The organism is Murinocardiopsis flavida, from assembly GCF_003014485.1.
Taxonomy (GTDB): Bacteria; Actinomycetota; Actinomycetes; order Streptosporangiales; family Streptosporangiaceae; genus Murinocardiopsis; species Murinocardiopsis flavida.
In genome coordinates this window covers 14,513-32,621 of sequence record NZ_PYGA01000005.1, presented here as the reverse complement: position 1 = coordinate 32,621, position 18,109 = coordinate 14,513, and the positions used below count along the sequence as shown (strand labels likewise).

12 protein-coding genes and 1 pseudogene are annotated in these 18,109 nt (G+C 73.7%); 7 read left to right on the top strand and 6 right to left on the bottom strand.

Annotated features, from left to right (window positions below):
• Window positions 1-72: 72 nt before the first annotated feature.
• The 3 genes from CLV63_RS08815 to CLV63_RS08805 all read right to left on the bottom strand — a co-directional run bounded on the left by CLV63_RS08815 (window position 73) and on the right by CLV63_RS08805 (window position 6,263).
• The gene (locus CLV63_RS08815) at window positions 73-1,308 is read right to left on the bottom strand and encodes a phosphotransferase (protein ID WP_106582676.1); all 1,236 of its coding nucleotides are present in this window, start codon (window positions 1,306-1,308) and stop codon (window positions 73-75) included.
• 396 nt (window positions 1,309-1,704) lie between these two features.
• Window positions 1,705-5,292, bottom strand: a complete 3,588-nt coding sequence (gene mfd / locus CLV63_RS08810) for a transcription-repair coupling factor (RefSeq protein WP_106582457.1) — start codon at window positions 5,290-5,292, stop codon at window positions 1,705-1,707.
• Between the two features lie 290 nt (window positions 5,293-5,582).
• Window positions 5,583-6,263: a maleylpyruvate isomerase N-terminal domain-containing protein gene (locus CLV63_RS08805; RefSeq protein WP_106582456.1), complete on the bottom strand. Its 681-nt coding sequence runs from the start codon at window positions 6,261-6,263 to the stop codon at window positions 5,583-5,585.
• 214 nt (window positions 6,264-6,477) lie between these two features.
• Between CLV63_RS08805 and CLV63_RS08800 the strand changes: the two genes are divergently transcribed.
• The 3 genes from CLV63_RS08800 to CLV63_RS08790 all read left to right on the top strand — a co-directional run bounded on the left by CLV63_RS08800 (window position 6,478) and on the right by CLV63_RS08790 (window position 10,721).
• On the top strand, window positions 6,478-7,893 hold the full coding sequence (locus tag CLV63_RS08800) for a CPBP family glutamic-type intramembrane protease (RefSeq protein ID WP_106582455.1): 1,416 nt from the start codon (window positions 6,478-6,480) through the stop codon (window positions 7,891-7,893).
• Between the two features lie 621 nt (window positions 7,894-8,514).
• On the top strand, window positions 8,515-10,017 hold the full coding sequence (gene cysC / locus CLV63_RS08795; protein WP_106582454.1) for an adenylyl-sulfate kinase: 1,503 nt from the start codon (window positions 8,515-8,517) through the stop codon (window positions 10,015-10,017).
• Window positions 10,014-10,721, top strand: coding sequence for a MazG family protein (locus tag CLV63_RS08790; protein WP_106582453.1), 708 nt, complete (start codon window positions 10,014-10,016; stop codon window positions 10,719-10,721). Before cysC ends, CLV63_RS08790 begins: the two co-directional genes overlap by 4 nt.
• Before the next feature lie 10 nt (window positions 10,722-10,731).
• Here CLV63_RS08790 and CLV63_RS08785 read toward each other — a convergent pair whose 3' ends face one another.
• The gene (locus CLV63_RS08785) at window positions 10,732-11,934 is read right to left on the bottom strand and encodes an FAD-dependent monooxygenase (RefSeq protein ID WP_106582452.1); all 1,203 of its coding nucleotides are present in this window, start codon (window positions 11,932-11,934) and stop codon (window positions 10,732-10,734) included.
• 152 nt (window positions 11,935-12,086) lie between these two features.
• On the opposite strand from CLV63_RS08785, the gene CLV63_RS08780 reads away from it, so the two are divergent.
• Complete coding sequence (locus CLV63_RS08780; protein WP_106582451.1) at window positions 12,087-12,614, top strand: TetR/AcrR family transcriptional regulator; 528 nt, start codon at window positions 12,087-12,089, stop codon at window positions 12,612-12,614.
• A gap of 68 nt (window positions 12,615-12,682) precedes the next feature.
• On the opposite strand, the gene CLV63_RS08775 is transcribed toward CLV63_RS08780, so the two are convergent.
• Window positions 12,683-14,059, bottom strand: a complete 1,377-nt coding sequence (locus CLV63_RS08775) for an FtsW/RodA/SpoVE family cell cycle protein (RefSeq protein WP_106582450.1) — start codon at window positions 14,057-14,059, stop codon at window positions 12,683-12,685.
• Between the two features lie 169 nt (window positions 14,060-14,228).
• A complete protein-coding gene (locus CLV63_RS08770) occupies window positions 14,229-15,161 on the bottom strand; it encodes a sulfite exporter TauE/SafE family protein (protein ID WP_106582449.1) in 933 nt (310 codons plus the stop codon).
• A gap of 384 nt (window positions 15,162-15,545) precedes the next feature.
• Here CLV63_RS08770 and eno point away from each other — a divergent pair, with 384 nt between their 5' ends.
• The 3 genes and pseudogenes from eno to CLV63_RS08755 form a co-directional block, all read left to right on the top strand.
• Window positions 15,546-16,829: a phosphopyruvate hydratase gene (gene eno, locus CLV63_RS08765; protein WP_106582448.1), complete on the top strand. Its 1,284-nt coding sequence runs from the start codon at window positions 15,546-15,548 to the stop codon at window positions 16,827-16,829.
• Window positions 16,830-16,840: 11 nt separating this feature from the next.
• On the top strand, window positions 16,841-17,320 hold the full coding sequence (locus CLV63_RS08760; protein ID WP_106582447.1) for an FtsB family cell division protein: 480 nt from the start codon (window positions 16,841-16,843) through the stop codon (window positions 17,318-17,320).
• Window positions 17,321-17,478: 158 nt separating this feature from the next.
• Window positions 17,479-18,033: pseudogene (locus tag CLV63_RS08755) on the top strand (DUF501 domain-containing protein); the annotation flags it as partial.
• Window positions 18,034-18,109 lie beyond the last annotated feature (76 nt).

Genomic DNA, 18,109 nt, shown 5'->3' with positions numbered 1-18,109 from the left:
CGGACATGCGCCCATGGTCGCATAACTTACTGTAGTTTTACGATTACTTTTAGTGTTGATCTCGTCTCCGCCCTACCGCCCGGCCGCCTCGCGGGCCGCCCGCTCCTCCAGCCCGGCGATCGCGGGCAGCATCCAGTCGTCCACCGCGGCGCCCCTGCCGCCGCCCTCGGCCTGCCGGTCGTGCAGGAACCGGGTCGCCAGGTCGATGAGGTACAGCGCCATGACGGTCGACACCGACTCGTGGCGCGGGCCGACCCGGCCGAGCATGGGGTCGCGCAGCAGCCGCGCGCCGCTGTCGAGCCAGCGGTGCACGCCGGTGTCCACGCCGGCCTGGACGGCCTCGTTCAGTTCGTAGTGCAGCGCGTCGAACCCGACGGGCACGTCGAAGGTCAGCCGCTCCCAGTCCCAGACGAACGCGCGCCGCGGCGTACTCGCGATGTTCCACCGCGTGAGGTCGCCGTGCCAGGCGCCGAACGGCATCTGGACGTCGGGCAGCCGGTGCAGGGCCGTGCGCAGCGCGGCCGCCTCGGGACGCGCGCCCAGGGCGGCGACGCGGTCCCGCAGCGACTCCCGGTAGCGGCTGCCCGCCAGCGGGCGGCGGGTCACGGCGTCGATGCCGCAGATCTGGGTGACGCAGCGCAGCAGCTGGTGCCGGGTCGGCCGGTCGGTCTGGCCGCCGACGGGCAGCGCCTCCTGGACGAGCATGGGGCGCCCGTTCCAGTCGCCGGCGTGCAGCAGCCGGGGGACGGTCATGTGCGGCAGGTTCGCGTCGGTGAGCCGCCGCAGCGCCCGTGTCTCGGCCAGGACGAGGCGCGTCGTGAGGTCGTTCACGCCGATCTTGGCGTAGCCGATGATGCGCCCGGCCGGGGTGAGCAGCAGCAGGACCGGTTTGCGGTTGGCGCGCGGCGGCCCGACGTGGATGGCGATGATCACGTCGCGGTCGAGCGCCGCCGACAGCTCGCGCTCGATGGTCGGGCCGGCGGCGACGTGCAGCCGGTCGCGGAGCACCAATGGGGCGAAGCCGCTGGCGAACGCGGTGGTCAGGACCGCGGTCCGCATGCGTTCCCGCAGCGAGTGGTGCTGGGCGAACGCGGAGATGCCGCGGATCGCCGCGTACCGGTTGGTCGCGGGGAGGATGACGCGCGGGTTGCGGGCCGACGGCACCGGCAGGTATTCGCGGATCTCGGCGCGGGGGCGCGGCGCGGCCGTCCGGGTCAGGGCCGCGGTGTCGCCGCCCCGGCCGAGCAGCCCGCCGCACGGCCACAGCACTTCTGCGAGATCCGTCAGGTAGCTGGTCTCTCCGTTCAACACGTGACACCCCCCGGAGTCCGACCGCCCCCTGGCGCCGGCGGCCGCGGCGTGCCCGGCCCGAACGCGGGCGGGACCGGCGCGGTGCCGGGAACAACGAAGGGTGCGGGCGTGCCGCGCCTCTGCGGCGCCGCGGCGGCGGCGCCCCAAGGTCCGCGGGTGGTGGCGTCCATCCGGCACGGTCCTTTCGGCGATTACCACAAAGCGTAAGTTCTAAAACACTAACCGTAATCGATCTTGTCGTCCGGAAGTTTTACCGGAACCATGAATTTCGGCCCGGATGTTGGGCGTTACGAGGGAAACCCTTTCCCGCCGCTCGGGCGTGGCGCGCGGCGCACCCCGAAACGCCGTTCCCCGCCGGGCACGGCGGCCCGGCGGGGAACGGCGCCACCGGGGTCAGTCCTTCGGGACGGCCTTCGCCTTGCCGGGTTCGAACACCGCCTCGACCAATTCGGCGGCCCAGGTCAGCAGTTCGAGGTCGCGCAGCGGCCGGCCGCCCAGCCCGCCGGCCTTCGGCGCGGGCACCAGCAGGGTCTTCGCGGTCTCCTTCAGGATGGACTTCGGGTACATCCGCCGCACCCGGAGCTGCTGCGACTCGCGCAGCTCCACCGGCGCGAACTTGATCTGGGCGCCCTGGAGGACGACGTCGGTCAGCCCCGCGCTCTTGGCGAGCACCCGGAACCGGGCGACGGCGAGCAGGTTGTCGACCGGCTGCGGGGGCTCGCCGTAGCGGTCGGCGAGCTCCTCGCGCACCGCCGCGATATCGGCGTCGCCCGTGACACCGGCGATGCGGCGGTACGCCTCGAGCCGCAGCCGCTCGCCGGGGACGTAGTCGTGCGGGATGTGGGCGTCGATGGGCAGCTCGACCTTTGTCTCGGTCTCGGGCTCGCCGCCCTCGCCGCCCCGCAGCTCGCGCACCGCCTCGCCGACCATGCGGACGTAGAGGTCGAACCCGACCCCGGCGATGCTCCCGGACTGCTCGGCCCCCAGGATGTTGCCCGCGCCGCGGATCTCCAGGTCCTTCATCGCGACGTACATGCCGGCGCCGGTCTCGGTGTGCTGGGCGACGGTCGCCAGGCGCTCGTGCGCGGTCTCGCTGAGCGGCTTCTCCGGCGGGTACAGGAAGTAGGCGTAGGCGCGTTCGCGCCCGCGCCCCACCCGGCCGCGCAACTGGTGCAGCTGCGACAGGCCGTAGGTGTCGGCGCGGTCGACGATCAGCGTGTTGGCGTTGGGGACGTCGAGCCCCGACTCCACGATGGTGGTCGACACCAGGACGTCGAAGTTCTTCTCCCAGAAGTCGACCATGACCTTTTCGAGCTGCTGCTCGTTCATCTGGCCGTGGGCGTAGGCGACCCGCGCCTCGGGCACCAGGCGGCTGATCGACGCCGCCACCCGCTCGATCGACGCGACCCGGTTGTGCACGAAGAACACCTGGCCCTCGCGCATCATCTCGCGCCTGATGGCGGCGGTGATCTGCTTCTCGTCGTAGGGGCCGACGAAGGTCAGGACGGGGTGGCGCTCCTCGGGCGGGGTGAGGATGGTGGTCATCTCGCGGATGCCGGTGAGGCCCATCTCCAGCGTGCGCGGGATCGGGGTCGCCGACATCGCGAGGACGTCGACCTGCGTGCGCAGCCGCTTCAACGACTCCTTGTGCTCGACCCCGAACCGCTGCTCCTCGTCGATGATCACCAGGCCGAGGTTCTTGAACTTGGTCTCGGTCGACAGCAGCCGGTGGGTGCCGATGACGATGTCGACCTCGCCGCGGCGCATCCCCTCGCGGGTGGCCTCGACCTCGGCGTCGGTCTGGAACCGCGACAGCGGCTTCACCGACACCGGGAAGGCGGCGTAGCGCTCGCTGAACGTCGACAGGTGCTGCTGCACCAGCAGCGTGGTGGGCACCAGCACCGCCACCTGCTTGCCGTCCTGCACCGCCTTGAACGCGGCGCGCACCGCCACCTCGGTCTTGCCGTAGCCGACGTCGCCGCAGATGAGCCGGTCCATCGGCACCGGCTTCTCCATGTCGGACTTCACCTCGTCGATGGCGGCGAGCTGATCGGGGGTCTCGACGTAGGGGAACGCGTCCTCCAGCTCCCGCTGCCACGGGGAGTCGGGGGCGTAGGCGTGGCCGGGCGACGCCTGCCGCGCGGAGTACAGCCGGATGAGGTCGCCGGCGATCTCGCGGACGATCTTGCGGGCGCGGTTCTTGGTCTTGGTCCACTCGGCGCCGCCCATCTTGGACAGCGAGGGCGCCTCGCCGCCGACGTAGCGGGTGACCTCGTCGAGCTGGTCGGTGGGCACGAACAGGCGGTCGCCCGGCTGCCCGCGCTTCGACGCCGCGTACTCGATGACCAGGTACTCGCGGGTGGCGCCCTGGATGCTGCGGCTCACCATCTCGATGTAGCGGCCGACACCGTGCTGCTCGTGGACGACGTAGTCGCCGGACTTCAACTGGAGCGGGTCGATGGCGCCGCGTCTGCGGCTGGGCATCTTCCGCATGTCCTTGGTGGAGGACTTCTGCCCGGCGAGGTCGGTCTCGGTGAGGACGACGGTGCGCACCGCGCGCCAGACGAAACCGTGCTCGATAAGCCCGGTCGACACGGTGGCGACGGCGGTCGGGGGCGCGGTGGGGATGTCCTCGGCCAGCCGCCCGCCGAGCCCGGCGTCGCGCAGCATGGCGACCAGCCGCTCGGCCGGGCCGTGGCCCTGGGTCAGCAGCACGACCCGCCATTCGTCGTGCAGCCACGACTTGACGTCGGCGATGGCGCGCTCGGTGTCGCCCCGGTACTCGTCGGCGGCGCTCGCCCCGATGAGGACGGAGTCGTCGTCCTCGTCGACCCCGGCGTCGAAGGGGGTGATGCTCCACCAGGGCAGGCCGAGGCGGTCGGCGTCGGAGCGGACTTCGGCGATGGACTTGTAGGCGGACGCGCCGAGGTCGATGGGCGCCTCGCCGCCGGACGCGGCGTTGATCCAGGAGGCGTCGAGGAACTCCTGGCTGGTCGCCGCGAGCTCCTGGGCGCGGGCGCGGATGCGCTCGGGGTCGCAGCCGATGATGTGCGCGCCCTTGGGCAGGTGGTCGAACAGCAGCTCCATGTCCTCGGCGAGGACGGGCGCGAACGCCTCCATGCCTTCGACGGTGATGCCGTCGGCCAGCTTGCCGAGGAGGTCGGCCAGCGAGGGGTGCTGCTCGGCGAGCGCGCGCGCCCGCTCGCGGACCGCGGGGGTGAGCAGCAGTTCGCGGCAGGGCGGGGCGAACAGGCCGTCGGCCGCTGCGGAGCCGGCGGTGTTGGCCGACCCCTTGTCGATGGACCGCTGGTCGGCGACCTGGAAGTAGCGGATCTCGTCGACTTCGTCGCCCCAGAACTCCAAGCGGAGGGGGTGCTCCTCGGTCGGCGGGAAGACGTCGAGGATGCCGCCGCGCACGGCGAGGTCGCCGCGCTTCTCGACCAGGTCGACCCGCGCGTAGCCGCCGTTGACCAGCGACGCCACGACGTCGTCGAGGGAGGCTTCGTCGCCGGGGCGGATGCGGACCGGGGCGAGGTCGCCGAGGCCCGCGACGAGCGGCTGGAGCACGCTGCGCACGGGCGCCACGACCACGCGCAGCGGGGTGGTGAGCGGGTCTGCGGGATCGGGGTGGGTGAGCCGTCGCAGGACGGCGAGGCGCTGGCCGACGGTGTCGGAGCGCGGCGACAGGCGCTCGTGCGGCAGGGTCTCCCACGCGGGGAACAGCGCGACGGAGTCCTCGGGGAGCAGGCAGCTCAGTGCCTCGGTGAGGTCGGCGGCCTCGCGCTCGGTCGCGGTGATGGCCAGAACGGGGCGGTCGGCGCCCACTGGAGCCTCGGCCGCCGTCGCGGCGACAAGGAACGGCCGCAGGGCCGTGGGCGCGACGAAGTCGAGGCGGGGGTCGTTGCCGCCTCGGGCGGTTTCGATCGCGTTAGCGAGTGCCGGATCGTCGGCGACGACGGCGAGAAGTCCAGAAAGGCTCATGTCACCAAGTTGGGGCGTGTGAGAGTGGAAGCGGCGGTGCGGCAGCGCGTGAAGTGCGGGACGGCCGGTGATATCCCCACCCACCAGACTACGCGGCGCCGGACCTCGGCGGCATCCGGATCGGCGGCTTTGGGGTCGGGTTGCGCCGGCCGCGGCGCGGATGCCCTTCGGGCACTGCGTTCGCAGCAGTGGACACCACCACCAACACACGGACCGGCCGCTGGCTTCCCGCCGCCGCACGGACGGCCCGCCCCCGCCCCCGTCCCTGGGCGGCCGCGGCCGCCCGGGCGTCAGCCCAGTGGCGCGCTGTGCCAGCGCCAACGGGTGCGGCGCGGCCGCCCCGGGAGTTCGGCGCGCCCGGTGGCCCACAGCAGGGTCGGCCAGGGGCCGGTGCCGGATGCGGCGTCGGGGTCGGATCCGTTGTCGGATGCAACATCGGGGAACAGCCGGGTGAGGACGCGGGCGCACAGGTCGGCGGGCGGCGCCCAGTCCAGGCCGAGGCCCTCCGCGAGGTCACCGGTGTGGACCAGGGTCTCCACGACCCCCATGGCGGCGAAACCCGCCGGGTCGGACACCCCGAAGCTGTGGTGGGCGCGGACCTCCGGCGGGGTCGTGCGCACCATGGCGACGAGCAGCGCGCCGCTCGCCTCCAGCGTCTGGAGCAGCCCAGCGGGCCCGGCGGCGCGGTCGGCGTGGACGGCGTTCTCGGGCCCGCCCGGGCGGCGGCTCTCCCAGTGGAACGGGACCTCGGCGTCCAACGGGGGAGTCCGCGGGCCCAGCTGGACGGCGTACGCGAAGAGGTCGTCGACGAGGTGCTCGGCGGTCTCCCGGCAGTCCCACTCCAGCGGCCCAGCCTTGCGGTCCCACGCCGCTGCGGGCGCCCGGCCGAGGGTCTCGACCGCGAGCCGTACGGCGAGGGCGACGTCGTCCGCTGTGACGGCCCGCGGTCCTGCATCGTCTCGTTGCGGCATGCGGCGAACCGTAGCGCGTCCGACCCACCCCGGCCACACGTTTCGGCCGCCGTCGGCGGCCCCGCGGAGACGCACACACCGCGGCGCGCACCGCCGCCGACGCGGGCGGCGGTGCGCGCCGCGGCGGCCGGTTGTGGCCGCATTGCGGGGGCTCCGGGTGGAACGAGGGGGGCTTTGATGCGCATTTGGCATCGACCCTGCGATCGTTGGACCCATGAACAATGCGCACTGGCCGCACCAGGGTCCTCCGCCACCGCAATGGGCGGAGTACGGCCAGCCGCCCCCCGGGCAGGCCCCGCCGCCGTGGCCGCCCCCGTACCCGTATCCGGCACCGGGCCTGGGTCGCGCGCCCGCGGGGACGCCGTTCCACCGGCTGGACCGCACCGAGCGCCGCCGCTGGTGGCGGCCGCCGCTCGCCCTGCTCCTCGGGGCGTTCTGCTTCGTCCTGGGCGGCGTCGTGCTGGTGCTGGCCGGGATCGTCGCCAACGCCGTGCTCGGCCTGGAGACCACGGGCACCCGGATCATCGGCGAACCCCTCGCCGACACCTCGCTGAACCTCCTCAGCATCGCGATCATGACCCCGTGCGCGATGCTCGCCACCTGGCTGCTGCTGCGCCGCAGGGTGGGCACGCTGTCCTCGGTCGAGGGGCACCTGCGCTGGCGCTGGCTGCTGCTGTGCGCCGTGGTCGCCGCGGTGTGCGTCGGCCTTGCGATCGGCGTGCTGAGCGTGCTGCAAACCGTGCTCACCCCCGAAGAGCCGTTGTTCGGCGAGTTCGTCGGCTGGTCGTACTTCCTGACCACCCTCGCGGTGCTGATCGTCGTGGTCCCGTTGCAGTCCTCGGCCGAGGAGTACGCGCTGCGGGGCTTCCTCATGCAGCTCGTCGGGTCCTACGGTGCCGCTGCGGGAGAGCGCAACGGCGGTTCCCTGCTGAACCGGTTCCTGCGGACCCCGATCCTCGCGATCCTCGTGAGCGGCCTGGTGTTCGCCTCGCTGCACGCCTACGACTCCTGGGCGCTGGCCGACGTCGCCCTGTTCGGGCTGGTCGCGGCATGGCTCACCTGGTACACGGGCGGGCTGGAGGCCGCCATCGCCCTGCACGTGCTCAACAACACCCTGCTGTTCGCGCTGGGCAGCGCCGACGGCTCGGCGCTGGACGCCGACGTCGCCACCGGCTCGGGCGACTGGATCCAGCTCGCCGTGTCGGTGCCGCAGTTGGGCCTGTTCATCGGGCTGGTGGTGTGGTTGGCCCGGCGCAAGGGCGTCCGACGCACGGTGCCTGAGGGATTCGGGCCGCCGGAGCCCGCCGCGGTGGGGCCCGCGGGCGCGCCGCAGTACCCGTACGACCCCATGTGGGCCGTCGCGCAGCAGCCCGTTCCCGGCGACCCGGCCGGCACCTGGGCGCGGCCGCCGGCGCACGCGCCGTACCACGGGCCGCAGTACGGGCCGCAGTACGGGACGGCGCAGCCCGGGTACCCGCCGCCGGACGGCGGAGTGCCCCCGGACCGGGACCCGTGGCCGGGCCCGCCGCCGGACGTCCCGCCGGACGCGGGCCCCGATGCGGGGTCGCCCTCCGACGGGGGGGAGCCCCGCGCCTCCGGCGGACGGCCCGGCTTCATGCCCCCGCTGTAGCCGCCCGTCCGCGCGTCCGGAGGGAAGGACCCGCGTCCCGCGGGGATCCGGCGGCAACGGGCCTCGCGGTCGAGGTGCGGCCCGTCTGCCGGGCGGCCTTGCCGCAGCGCCGCGTGCGGGTGTGCGGTGGGGACGAGCAGCGCCGACGGCGGCGGGTGGCCGGGGTGGGTGGTCATCCCGTTTCGGGTGGACTGTCGGCTTTTCCGGAAGCCTCCGTGAAGTATTCTCCACTCCACGCCCGAAGTGGAGAATACTTCACGGAGGCCGGTCGCCGGGGTGAACGCGACGCGGTGGCACCGCGCGGACGACCGCCGACCGGACCCCACCGCCGCCCTTGGTGCCGCTTTTTTCCACCGCGCCCCCGACGCGTTCCCGCCAGGGCCGACCCACCGCCGTTGGTGCCGCTCTTCCCGCAGACACCGCTGTGCGGCACTGCGACAAGGCCGCCCCGCAGACGGACCGACCCCGAGAAGCCGAAACTCCACCTGAGCCAACGGCCCCGTTCCACAGGATCAGCGGGGCGACGGCCGCGGGGTCCGGGACCCGCGGCGCGGCGGCGCGGGGCGGCGGCCAATACCCTGGGTCCGCAGCCGAGCGCCCGGCGACCAGGGAGGAACCGCTATGTCAGGCCATCCGCCGGCCCTCACACCCGGGCCGGAGGCCATGGCGTTCCTGGAGCTGATCCGCAGCGGTGCGCTGCCGATCCAGGGCTTCATGACCGCGGCCGAGGCGGCTTCGGTGCGCGAGCGCGGCGTGCTCCCCGACGGGACCCCGTGGCCCGTGCCGGTGGTCCTGCCGGTGCCGGAGTCCGCTGCGGGGGCCGCGTCGCTGCTGCTCACCGACCCCGAAGGCGCCCCGCTCGCGGTGCTCGACGCGACCGGGGGCTGGCGGGCCGAGGGCCGCGACCACCTCGCCGGGACGCTCCGCCCGCAGGCGGCGCCCCGCTACGGTGCGCTGCGCCGGCTGCGGTCCGCACCCGCCGAGATCCGCACGCGCCGGGCCGAGGCGGGGACCGCCGGCGGGCCGCTGCTCGCCGTCCTCACCGGCCGCCCGCTGCACCACCGCGCGCTCGCCCAGATCCGGGCGGCCGTCCGGGCGGCCGGGGCCGCGGAGCTGCTCGTCCTGGTCGACACGCCCGCCGACAGCGAGGGCGCGGCCCCGGCCGTCGCCGCCGCACTGGCGGCCCTGCCCGTGCCCGCCCACCTGGTCGTCCTCACGCTGCCCGGCGGCACCGCGGGCGCCCCCGTCCCGGCCGACCGCCGCGACGCCCTGGCGGCGCACGTCGCGGCTGCGTACGGCGCCGACCGCCTGCTGGTCGCCGCCGGGCCGGGGGAGGAGCGCCCGCCGGTCGGCGGCGCGCCGATCCCGGTCCTGCGCCAGCCGGTGTGGGCGCTCGACACCGGCACGGGCGCGTGGGCGCCGGCGGCGGAGATCGAACCGGCGCGCCGCAGGGCCGAGCCCGACGACGCGGCGACCGCGGCGATGCTCGACCGCGGCGAGCCGCTGCCGGAGTGGTTCAGCCCCCGCGAGGTCGCCGCCGAACTCGCCCGGGCCCGGCCGCCGCGGTCCCGCCGCGGCCTCACCCTGTTCTTCACCGGCCTGTCGGGGTCGGGCAAGTCCACCGTCGCGCGCGGCGTCGCCGAGCAGGTCGGCGCGGCCGGCCGCACGGTCACCCTGCTCGACGGCGACGTCGTGCGGCGGCTGCTCTCGGCGGGGCTGACCTTCTCGCGCGCCGACCGCGACCTCAACATCCGGCGTATCGGCTACGTCGCCGCGGAGGTCGCCCGGCACGGCGGGGTGGCGGTGTGCGCGCCCATCGCGCCGTACGCGGCGACGCGCGCCGAGGTCCGCGCCATGGCCGAGGCGACCGGCGACTTCTTCCTCGTGCACGTCGCCACCCCGTTGGAGGTGTGCGAGGAGCGCGACCGCAAGGGCCTGTACGCCAAGGCCCGAGCGGGCGAGATCCCGGAGTTCACCGGGATATCCGACCCCTACGAGGCCCCGGAAGACGCCGACCTGGTGATCGACACCACCGGGGTGGCCGAGTCCGACTCGGTCGCCGCGGTCGTGGCGGCCCTGCGCGCGGACGGCCGGCTGCCCGCAGCACCACGGAGGGACACATGAGCGAGCCCCGCCCCGGACACCGCCTGCTCGACCTGGTGGAGGTCATGGACACGCTGCGCCGCGACTGCCCGTGGGACGCAGCCCAGACCCACGAGTCGCTGGCGAAGTACCTCATCGAGGAGGCGTACGAGACGCTGGAGACCATCGAGGGCGGCGACCTCGCGCTGCTCCGCGACGAACTGGGCGACGTCCTGTTGCAGGTGGTCTTCCACGCCAGGGTCGCCCAGGACCGCGGCGCCGACGGGTTCACGGTCGACGACGTCGCCGACGCCATCATCGGCAAGCTCACCCGCCGCCACCCGCACGTCTTCGCCGGCACGCCGGTCGACGGCGCCGACGACGTGCGCGCCAACTGGGAGACGATCAAGGCCGCCGAGCGGGCCGCGAAGGGCGAGGCCGACGCGTCGGTCCTGGAAGGGGTGCCGTTCGGCCAGCCGGCCGCCCTGCTCGCCTACGAGTTGCAGAAGCGGGCGGTGCGCAACGGGCTGCCGGCCGAGCTCATCGGCGACGACGGCGGGGACGGCGGCGCGCTGTTCGCCGCCGTCGACGCCGGGCGCCGCGGCGACGCCGACCCGGAGATGGACCTCCGCGCCGCCGCCCGCCGGTTCGACGCCCGGGTGCGCGCCGCCGAGTCCAAGGCGCGGGCCGACGGGCACGACCCCCGTTCCCTCACCCCGGAGCAGTGGCGGGGGTACTGGGACTGAGCGCCGCCGCTCAGTAGGCGGGCAGGTCGATCGCGTTGGCCGCGCTGTGGACCTTGTCGATCAGCCCGCCGAACCGCGCGGCGATGGGCGCGGCGCGGAAGGCCTGGTTGCGCAGCCACACGCCGGCGGGGGTGCGCGGGGCGAGGACCTTCAGCCCGTCGCCCGCGATGTCCTGGTTGGCGCGCACGAAGCCGCGCATCCGCGCCTCGTAGCGGGGGAACGCGGCGGTGTGGTCGCCGCCCGCCGCCTTGAGCTCTCCGGCGAGGACGTAGGCGCCGACGATGGCGAGGCTGGTGCCCTGCCCCGACATCGGGGAGGGGCCGTACCCGGCGTCGCCGACCAGCGCCACGCGGCCGGCGGTCCAGCGGTCCATGCGGATCTGGGAGACGGTGTCGAAGTAGAAGTCCTCGGCCGTGCGCATGCGCCGCAGCAGCTCCGGTGCCTCCCAGCCCGCGCCGGCGAAGACCGCTTCGAGGATGCGCTTCTGCTGGTCCTCGTCGCGGTGGTCGTGGCCGAGGGACTCCTCGGCGCGGAACAGGAACAGGCCCATGGCCGTGGTGTTGCCGCGCGCCGCGTACATGCCCATGAGGCGGCCGGGGGTGTTGCGGATCTCCGCCCAGTGGTCGAGGCCGCGGTAGTTGTCGGTCGTGAAGATGGCGACGTAGGCGCCGAGGTCGCGGCGGTAGCGGTGCTCGGGGCCGAACGCGAGCGACCGGGTGGCGGAGTGCAGGCCGTCGGCGCCGACGACGATGTCGAAAGTGCGCGGCGCCGCGTTCTCGAAGGTCACCTTCGCGCCGTCGGGCCCCTGGTCGATGGCTGTGATGGTGTCGTCGAAGAGGTACTCGGTGTTGTCGGCCGCCGCCTGGTACAGCGTGGCGCACAGGTCGTCGCGCATGATCTCGATGCCGGGCGAGGCGGCGGGCGCCTGGTCGAATGTCGGCCCGGTGATGTCGATGCGGCGGTCCCTGCGGCCGTGGACGACGGTCATGCCCTGTTGGCGGGTGCGCTGTTCCCGGATCTGCTCGCGCACGCCCATGCGCTGGGCGACGTCGAGGGCCGCGCCGCGGACGTCGATGGCGTAGCCGCCGGGCCGCAGGGCGGGGCTGCGCTCCACAACGGTGACGGCGTAGCCGTGGCGGCCGAGCCAGTAGGCGAGTGCGGGGCCGGCGATGCTGGCGCCGGAGACGAGGACGGTGGGCGGTCTGCTGCTCATGGCGTGTCCCGAGGGGTCCCGTGGATATGGACTTACTTGCCGCACGGTAAGCAACGCACTTGCCTGCCGTCAAGTAGGTAAGGTCGGATACGCTCGCCCCGGACCGCGATGTCCGACCGATGGGCGCGGCAGGGCCACAGGTGGGAGCGCAGATGGCACGGACCGACACCCGCGAGCGGATCCGCTCGGTGGCGCTGGAACTCTTCGCGCAGAACGGGTTCGAGTCCACCAGCCTGCGCGAGATCGCCGAGCGGCTGGGCATCACCAAGGCGGCCCTGTACTACCACTTCCCGTCGAAGAACGACCTGCTCGCCGAGTTGGTGCTGCCCCTGACCGACGACATGGCGGCCATGCTGAGCCGGGTCGAGGCGGCGGGCACCCCGGCGCGCACCGTGATCGAGGAGACCTTCGACCTCTTCCACCGGCACCGGCCGCTGTTCCAGGCCGTGGTCAACGACTTCGCCGCGCTCGGGCGCACCGGGGTCGTGCCCCTGCTCCTGGACTGGCGGACCCGCGTCGTCGCGCTGCTCACCGGGCCCGACCCGAGCCCCGAGGAGCAGGCGCGGGTGCTGGTCGCGCTCGGCGGCTTGCAGGACAGCGCGGTGATGCTGCCCGGCATCCCGGTCGAGCGGTACCGCGCCGCCGCCATCGACGCCTCCTGCCGCGCCCTCGGCGGCTGACCCGCGCCGGGTCGCCGCCCGGCCCTCGACCGGCCCCCGCCCGGCTCCGCAGGGCGCGTCCCGGCGCGTCACCGCAGCGCGATCTCCTGGGTCAGGCCCTCGCTCTGGAGGGTCGGGCGCGCGGGGCGCCGCGCGGTGTCGCTCATCCGCAGCCACAGCCCGACGATGATCCAGTTCGACAGCAGCGCCGACCCGCCGGCCGACAGCAGCGGGGTGGTCATGCCGGTCAGCGGGATCAGCCGGGTCACACCGCCCAGCACGACGAAGGTCTGGAAGGCCAGCAGGAACGCGAACCCCGACGCCATCATCTTGACGGCGGGATCGCGCGACGCGAGCGCCACCCGGTAGCCCCGTTCGACCAGCAGGGCCAGCAGGACGACCACGGCGCTGAGCCCGGCGAGGCCGAGCTTCTCCCCGATGGAGACCAGGATGTAGTCGCTGTCGGCGGCGAAGATCCGGGCGGAGCGCCCCTCGACGAAGCCGGTGCCGGTGATGCCGCCGTCGGCGAGCGCGAACAGGCCCTGGACGACCTGGTGGCTGCCGTCGGGGGAGCGGTACACCTCGGGGTCGAACGGCGCGAGCCAGATGTCGACCCGCTGCCGGACGTGCCAGAAGACGGTCGAGGCGATGGTCGCGCCGATGGCGAACAGGACGAGGCCGATCGCCACCCACGACTTGCGCTGGGTCGCGACGTAGAGCATCGACAGGAACAGGGCGAACAGCAGCAGCGACGTGCCCAGGTCCTTGGTGCCGACCAGCAGCAGGATCGCGGCGAGCCAGGCCGAGACGACCGGCCCGGTGTCGCGGAGCCGCGGGATGCTGAAGACCTTCACCCGGCCGATCGTCACCCTGCGCACGGCCACCGACAGCACTTCGCGCTTGTTCACCAGGTAGGAGGCGAGGAAGACGACGCCGGTGATCTTGGCGAACTCCGAGGGCTGGACCGTGAGCCCGCCGATCCCGATCCAGCGCCGCGCCCCGTAGATCTCCAGGCCGATCACCGGCGCGATGGGGATGGCGATCAGCACGATCGCGGCGACCGCCATGAGGTAGGGGTAGCGCTGGAGGCGCCGCGGATCGCGGACGGCCGCCAGAACGGCGACGGCGGCGAGGATCCCGAGGGCCGACCAGAGGAGCTGCTTGAGCGGGGACCCGTTGCCGCCGTTGTTCTGGTGCAGGGCCCAGATCACGGTCAGCCCGATCCCGTTCAGCAGGACCGCGACCGGCAGGATGAGCGGGTCGGCCCACGGGGCGGCGCGGCGCAGGACGCCGTGCGCCGCGAACGCCAGAGTGCCGAGGACCACCACGATGGCCGCCAATGCCGGCGGCACCGACCCCTTCGACTCCAGCCCGGCGGCAGCGGCGCCGACCACCAGCACGAACAGGGCCGCGACGAGCAGGCCGAGTTCGGTGTTGCGCCGTCTGGGCGGCTCCGGGGTGGTCATCGCCCTCCAATATCCGCGACTCACCCCCGTATCTGACCGAACGGCGCGCTGCTACTCCATTCGGGCCCGACGGCTCGCGCGGTACGGCGACCGGCCGCCGAACGCCCCCGAACAGCAGCGGTCCGCGGCCGGATGTGGCCGCGGACCGCCAGGATACGGGTCGCCGGGATCACTCCCTGGCTTCGACGGGCTCCTCGGCGTCGGGGGGTGTGCCGGCGGCGAGTTCGCGCTCCAGGCGGCGGTCCGCCAGGTGCGCGCGCACCGACCAGGCGACGGCCCCGATCCAGACCAGGGCGAGGGCGATGTAGGCGGCGGTCTGTGCGCCGCCGGAGGCGTCGATCCACTCGCTGCGCAGGATGGTGCGCATGTTGGTGAAGACGATGACGCCGCCGACGAGCGAGCCGAGGACCCGCGGCGGCACGTGCCGGACGATCCAGGCGGCGATCGGCGCGGCGATCACCCCGCCGAGCAGCAGGACGCCGACCCACGCGAAGTTGATGTTCTCGTGGCCGAGGCCGTAGAGGAAGCCCAGGCTCGCGGCGACCGCGACGATGAACTCGCTGGTGTCGATGGAGCCGATCACCTTGCGCGGTTCGATGCGCCCACTGGCGAGCAGGGCGGGCGTGCCCACGGGCCCCCACCCGCCGCCGCCGGTGGCGTCGACGAAGCCGCCGAACAGGCCGACCGGCGTGAGGAACCGCTTGCGCAGCGGCTTGCCGAGGTTGCCGCGGGGGGTGCCCCACGCGGTGAAGCGGACGAGGATGTAGATGCCGAGCGCCAGGAGCAGGCCCGACATCACCGGTTCGGCGGCCTCGGTGGAGAGCCGGCTCAGGAAGGTCGCCCCGGCGAAGGAGCCGATGGCACCGGGGATGGCGATCCGGCGGACCACCTTCCAGTCGACGTTGCCGAGTTTCCAGTGGGAGATGCCGGACGCGAGGGTGGTGCCGATCTCCGCGAGGTGCACGGTCGCCGAGGCCGCCGCCGGGTTGGTGCCGATGACCAGCAGCAGTGTTGTCAGCGTGACGCCGTAGGCCATGCCGAGGCTGCCGTCGACCAGCTGGGCGAGGAGCCCGGCGACGGCGAGGAGGATCAGGGTCTGCATGAGGCGCTGCTGCCTTCCCATAATTTCTACTGCTTAGATGGGAATAGTAGGTGATCGCGCGGTGGCTGCCAATGCCCTCACCGGATTTCCTACTCGAAAAGTGGGAAATTGGAGCGGGGGGTGGCGGCGACACGCCGCGCCGGGCCCGCGCCGCGCCCCGCCCGCGCCGCCGGTGCGCGGCCGAAACGCCGCCGACAGCGCGCGCGGACCGCACCGGATCCCGGGTAGGGGAGAGACGCCGCAAGGGCCGGTCGGTAGGCTCTGCCATGGTCCGCGGAGCGGGGAAGACCGCATGTCGGCCACCCGGCGCCGCCACGTGCGCCGAACGCGGTCGGCGCGGGCGCGCGGGCCGCGAACAGACGCGAGGAACTTAGGAGTACTACGTTGTCGTCGATCGAGGCAGTGCAGGCGCGGGAGATTCTCGACTCCCGCGGTAACCCGACAGTCGAGGTCGAGGTCCTGCTCGACGACGGGACCACCGCGCGCGCGGCGGTCCCCAGCGGCGCGTCGACCGGGCAGTTCGAGGCCGTGGAGCTGCGCGACGGCGGCGACCGCTACCTCGGCAAGGGCGTCGAGAAGGCCGTCGCGTTCGTCAACGACGAGGTCGCCGACGAACTCCTCGGCTACGGGCCCGAGGAGCAGCGGCTCATCGACCGCGCCCTCATCGACCTGGACGGCACCCCCACCAAGTCGCGGATCGGTGCCAACACGATCCTCGGCGCGTCCCTTGCCGTCACCAAGGCCGCCGCCGAGGCCGCCGACCTCCCGCTGTTCCGCTACATCGGCGGTCCGAACGCGCACGTCCTGCCCGTGCCGATGATGAACATCCTCAACGGCGGCGCGCACGCCGACACCAACGTCGACATCCAGGAGTTCATGATCGCGCCCATCGGCGCGCCGACCTTCCGCGAGGCGGTCCGCTGGGGCGCCGAGGTGTACCACGCGCTGAAGTCCGTGCTGAAGGCGCACAAGCTCGCCACGGGCGTGGGCGACGAAGGCGGCTTCGCGCCGAACCTGGAGAGCAACCGCGCGGCGCTCGACCTCATCCTGGAGGCCGTGCGGAAGGCCGGCTACGAGCCCGGCCGCGACATCGCGCTCGCGCTCGACGTCGCCGCCAGCGAGTTCTACAAGGACGGCGGCTACCAGTTCGAGGGCACGACCCGCACCTCCGAGGAGATGGCCGCCTACTACACCGGCCTGCTCGACGACTACCCGCTGGTGTCCATCGAGGACCCGCTCGACGAAGAGGACTGGGCCGGCTGGCAGCGGCTCACCGCGTCGGTGGGCGCCCGCGTGCAGCTCGTCGGCGACGACCTGTTCGTCACCAACCCCGAGCGGCTCCAGCGCGGCATCAGCGAGGGCGCGGCCAACTCGCTGCTGGTCAAGGTCAACCAGATCGGCACGCTCACCGAGACCCTCGACGCCGTCGGCCTCGCCCAGCGCAGCGGCTACACCGCCATGATCAGCCACCGGTCGGGCGAGACCGAGGACACCACCATCGCCGACATCGCGGTCGCCACCAACGCCGGGCAGATCAAGACGGGCGCCCCCGCGCGCAGCGAGCGGGTCGCCAAGTACAACCAGCTGCTGCGCATCGAGGAGGAGCTCGACGACGCCGCCGTGTACGCCGGCGCTTCGGCCTTCCCCCGCTTCACCCCGGAGGGCTAGGCTCCCAGGTCATGGCCCCGAAGTCCGAGAAGCCGAAGAGGCCCCGCCGCGAGTCGGCGGGGCCCGCCGGTGCGGCGCGCGGCCGCCCCGCCCTCACCAGCAGGGCCGCGATCCTCGCCCTCGTCGTGTGCGTGATCGCGCTGAGCCTGGCGTACCCGCTGCGCGAGTACATCGCCCAGCGCGCCGAGATCACCGAGCTGCGCGAGGAGAACGCGCGCACCAAGGAGAACGTCGCCGAGCTCGACCGGCGCCACGACGAGCTCCAGCAGCGCCCCTACATCGAGCAGGAGGCGCGCACCCGGCTGCACTACCAGTACCCCGACGAGAAGGCGTACGTCGTCGTCGGCGACGAGGACGAGGACACCGGGGTGAAGCGCGCGCCGAAGTCCGCCGACCCGTGGTTCACGCAGCTGTGGAAGTCGGTGCAGGAGGCCGACCAGGCCGAACCGAAGAGCGAGAAGATCCCCGAGGCCCAGCCGCCGTCCCAATGAGCCCGGCCCGATGAGCCCGGCCCAATGAGCCCGGCCCGATGACCCCGGCCCTTGATCGGCGGCCCTGATCCGGCCCCGGTCGGCGGCCCCTGATCGGCGGCTTCCGGCGCGCGGCGGGGAACCGGGGCCCGGCAGCGGCCGATATCCTGGCGACCGAGATGACTTCCGCCGATCACACCGCCCCTCCGGGGCCGTTCACCAGTGCCGACGCCGTCGCCGTCGAACGCCAGCTCGGCCGGCCGCCGCGCGGGGTGCGCGGGGTCGCGCACCGCTGCCCGTGCGGCAACCCCGATGTGGTGCGCACCGCGCCCCGACTCCCCGACGGCACCCCGTTCCCCACGCTGTACTACCTGACCTGCCCGCGCGCCGCCTCCGCCATCGGGACCCTCGAGGCCGACGGCGTCATGCGCACGATGCAGGCGCGCCTCGCCGAGGACCCCGAGCTGCGCGCGGTCTACGAGCGCGCGCACGCGTCCTACCGCGCCGAGCGCGACGACCTCGCCCGCGCCGACGGCGTCGACCCGCTGCCCGCCACCACCCAGACCGCGGGCGGCATGCCCGAGCGGGTGAAGTGCCTGCACGCGCTCGTCGCCCACGAACTCGCCGCGCCGGGCGGCAACCCGTTCGGCCGCGAAGCCCTCGACGCCCTGCCCGACTGGTGGGCCGAGGGCCCGTGCGTGCACGCCGACCCCGACGACGCCCCGCCGTCCGATCCGCAGGCCGGCACGCCGACTGCAACGCCGACCGACCACCCCACCGGCCACCCCACCGACCACCCCACCGGTCACC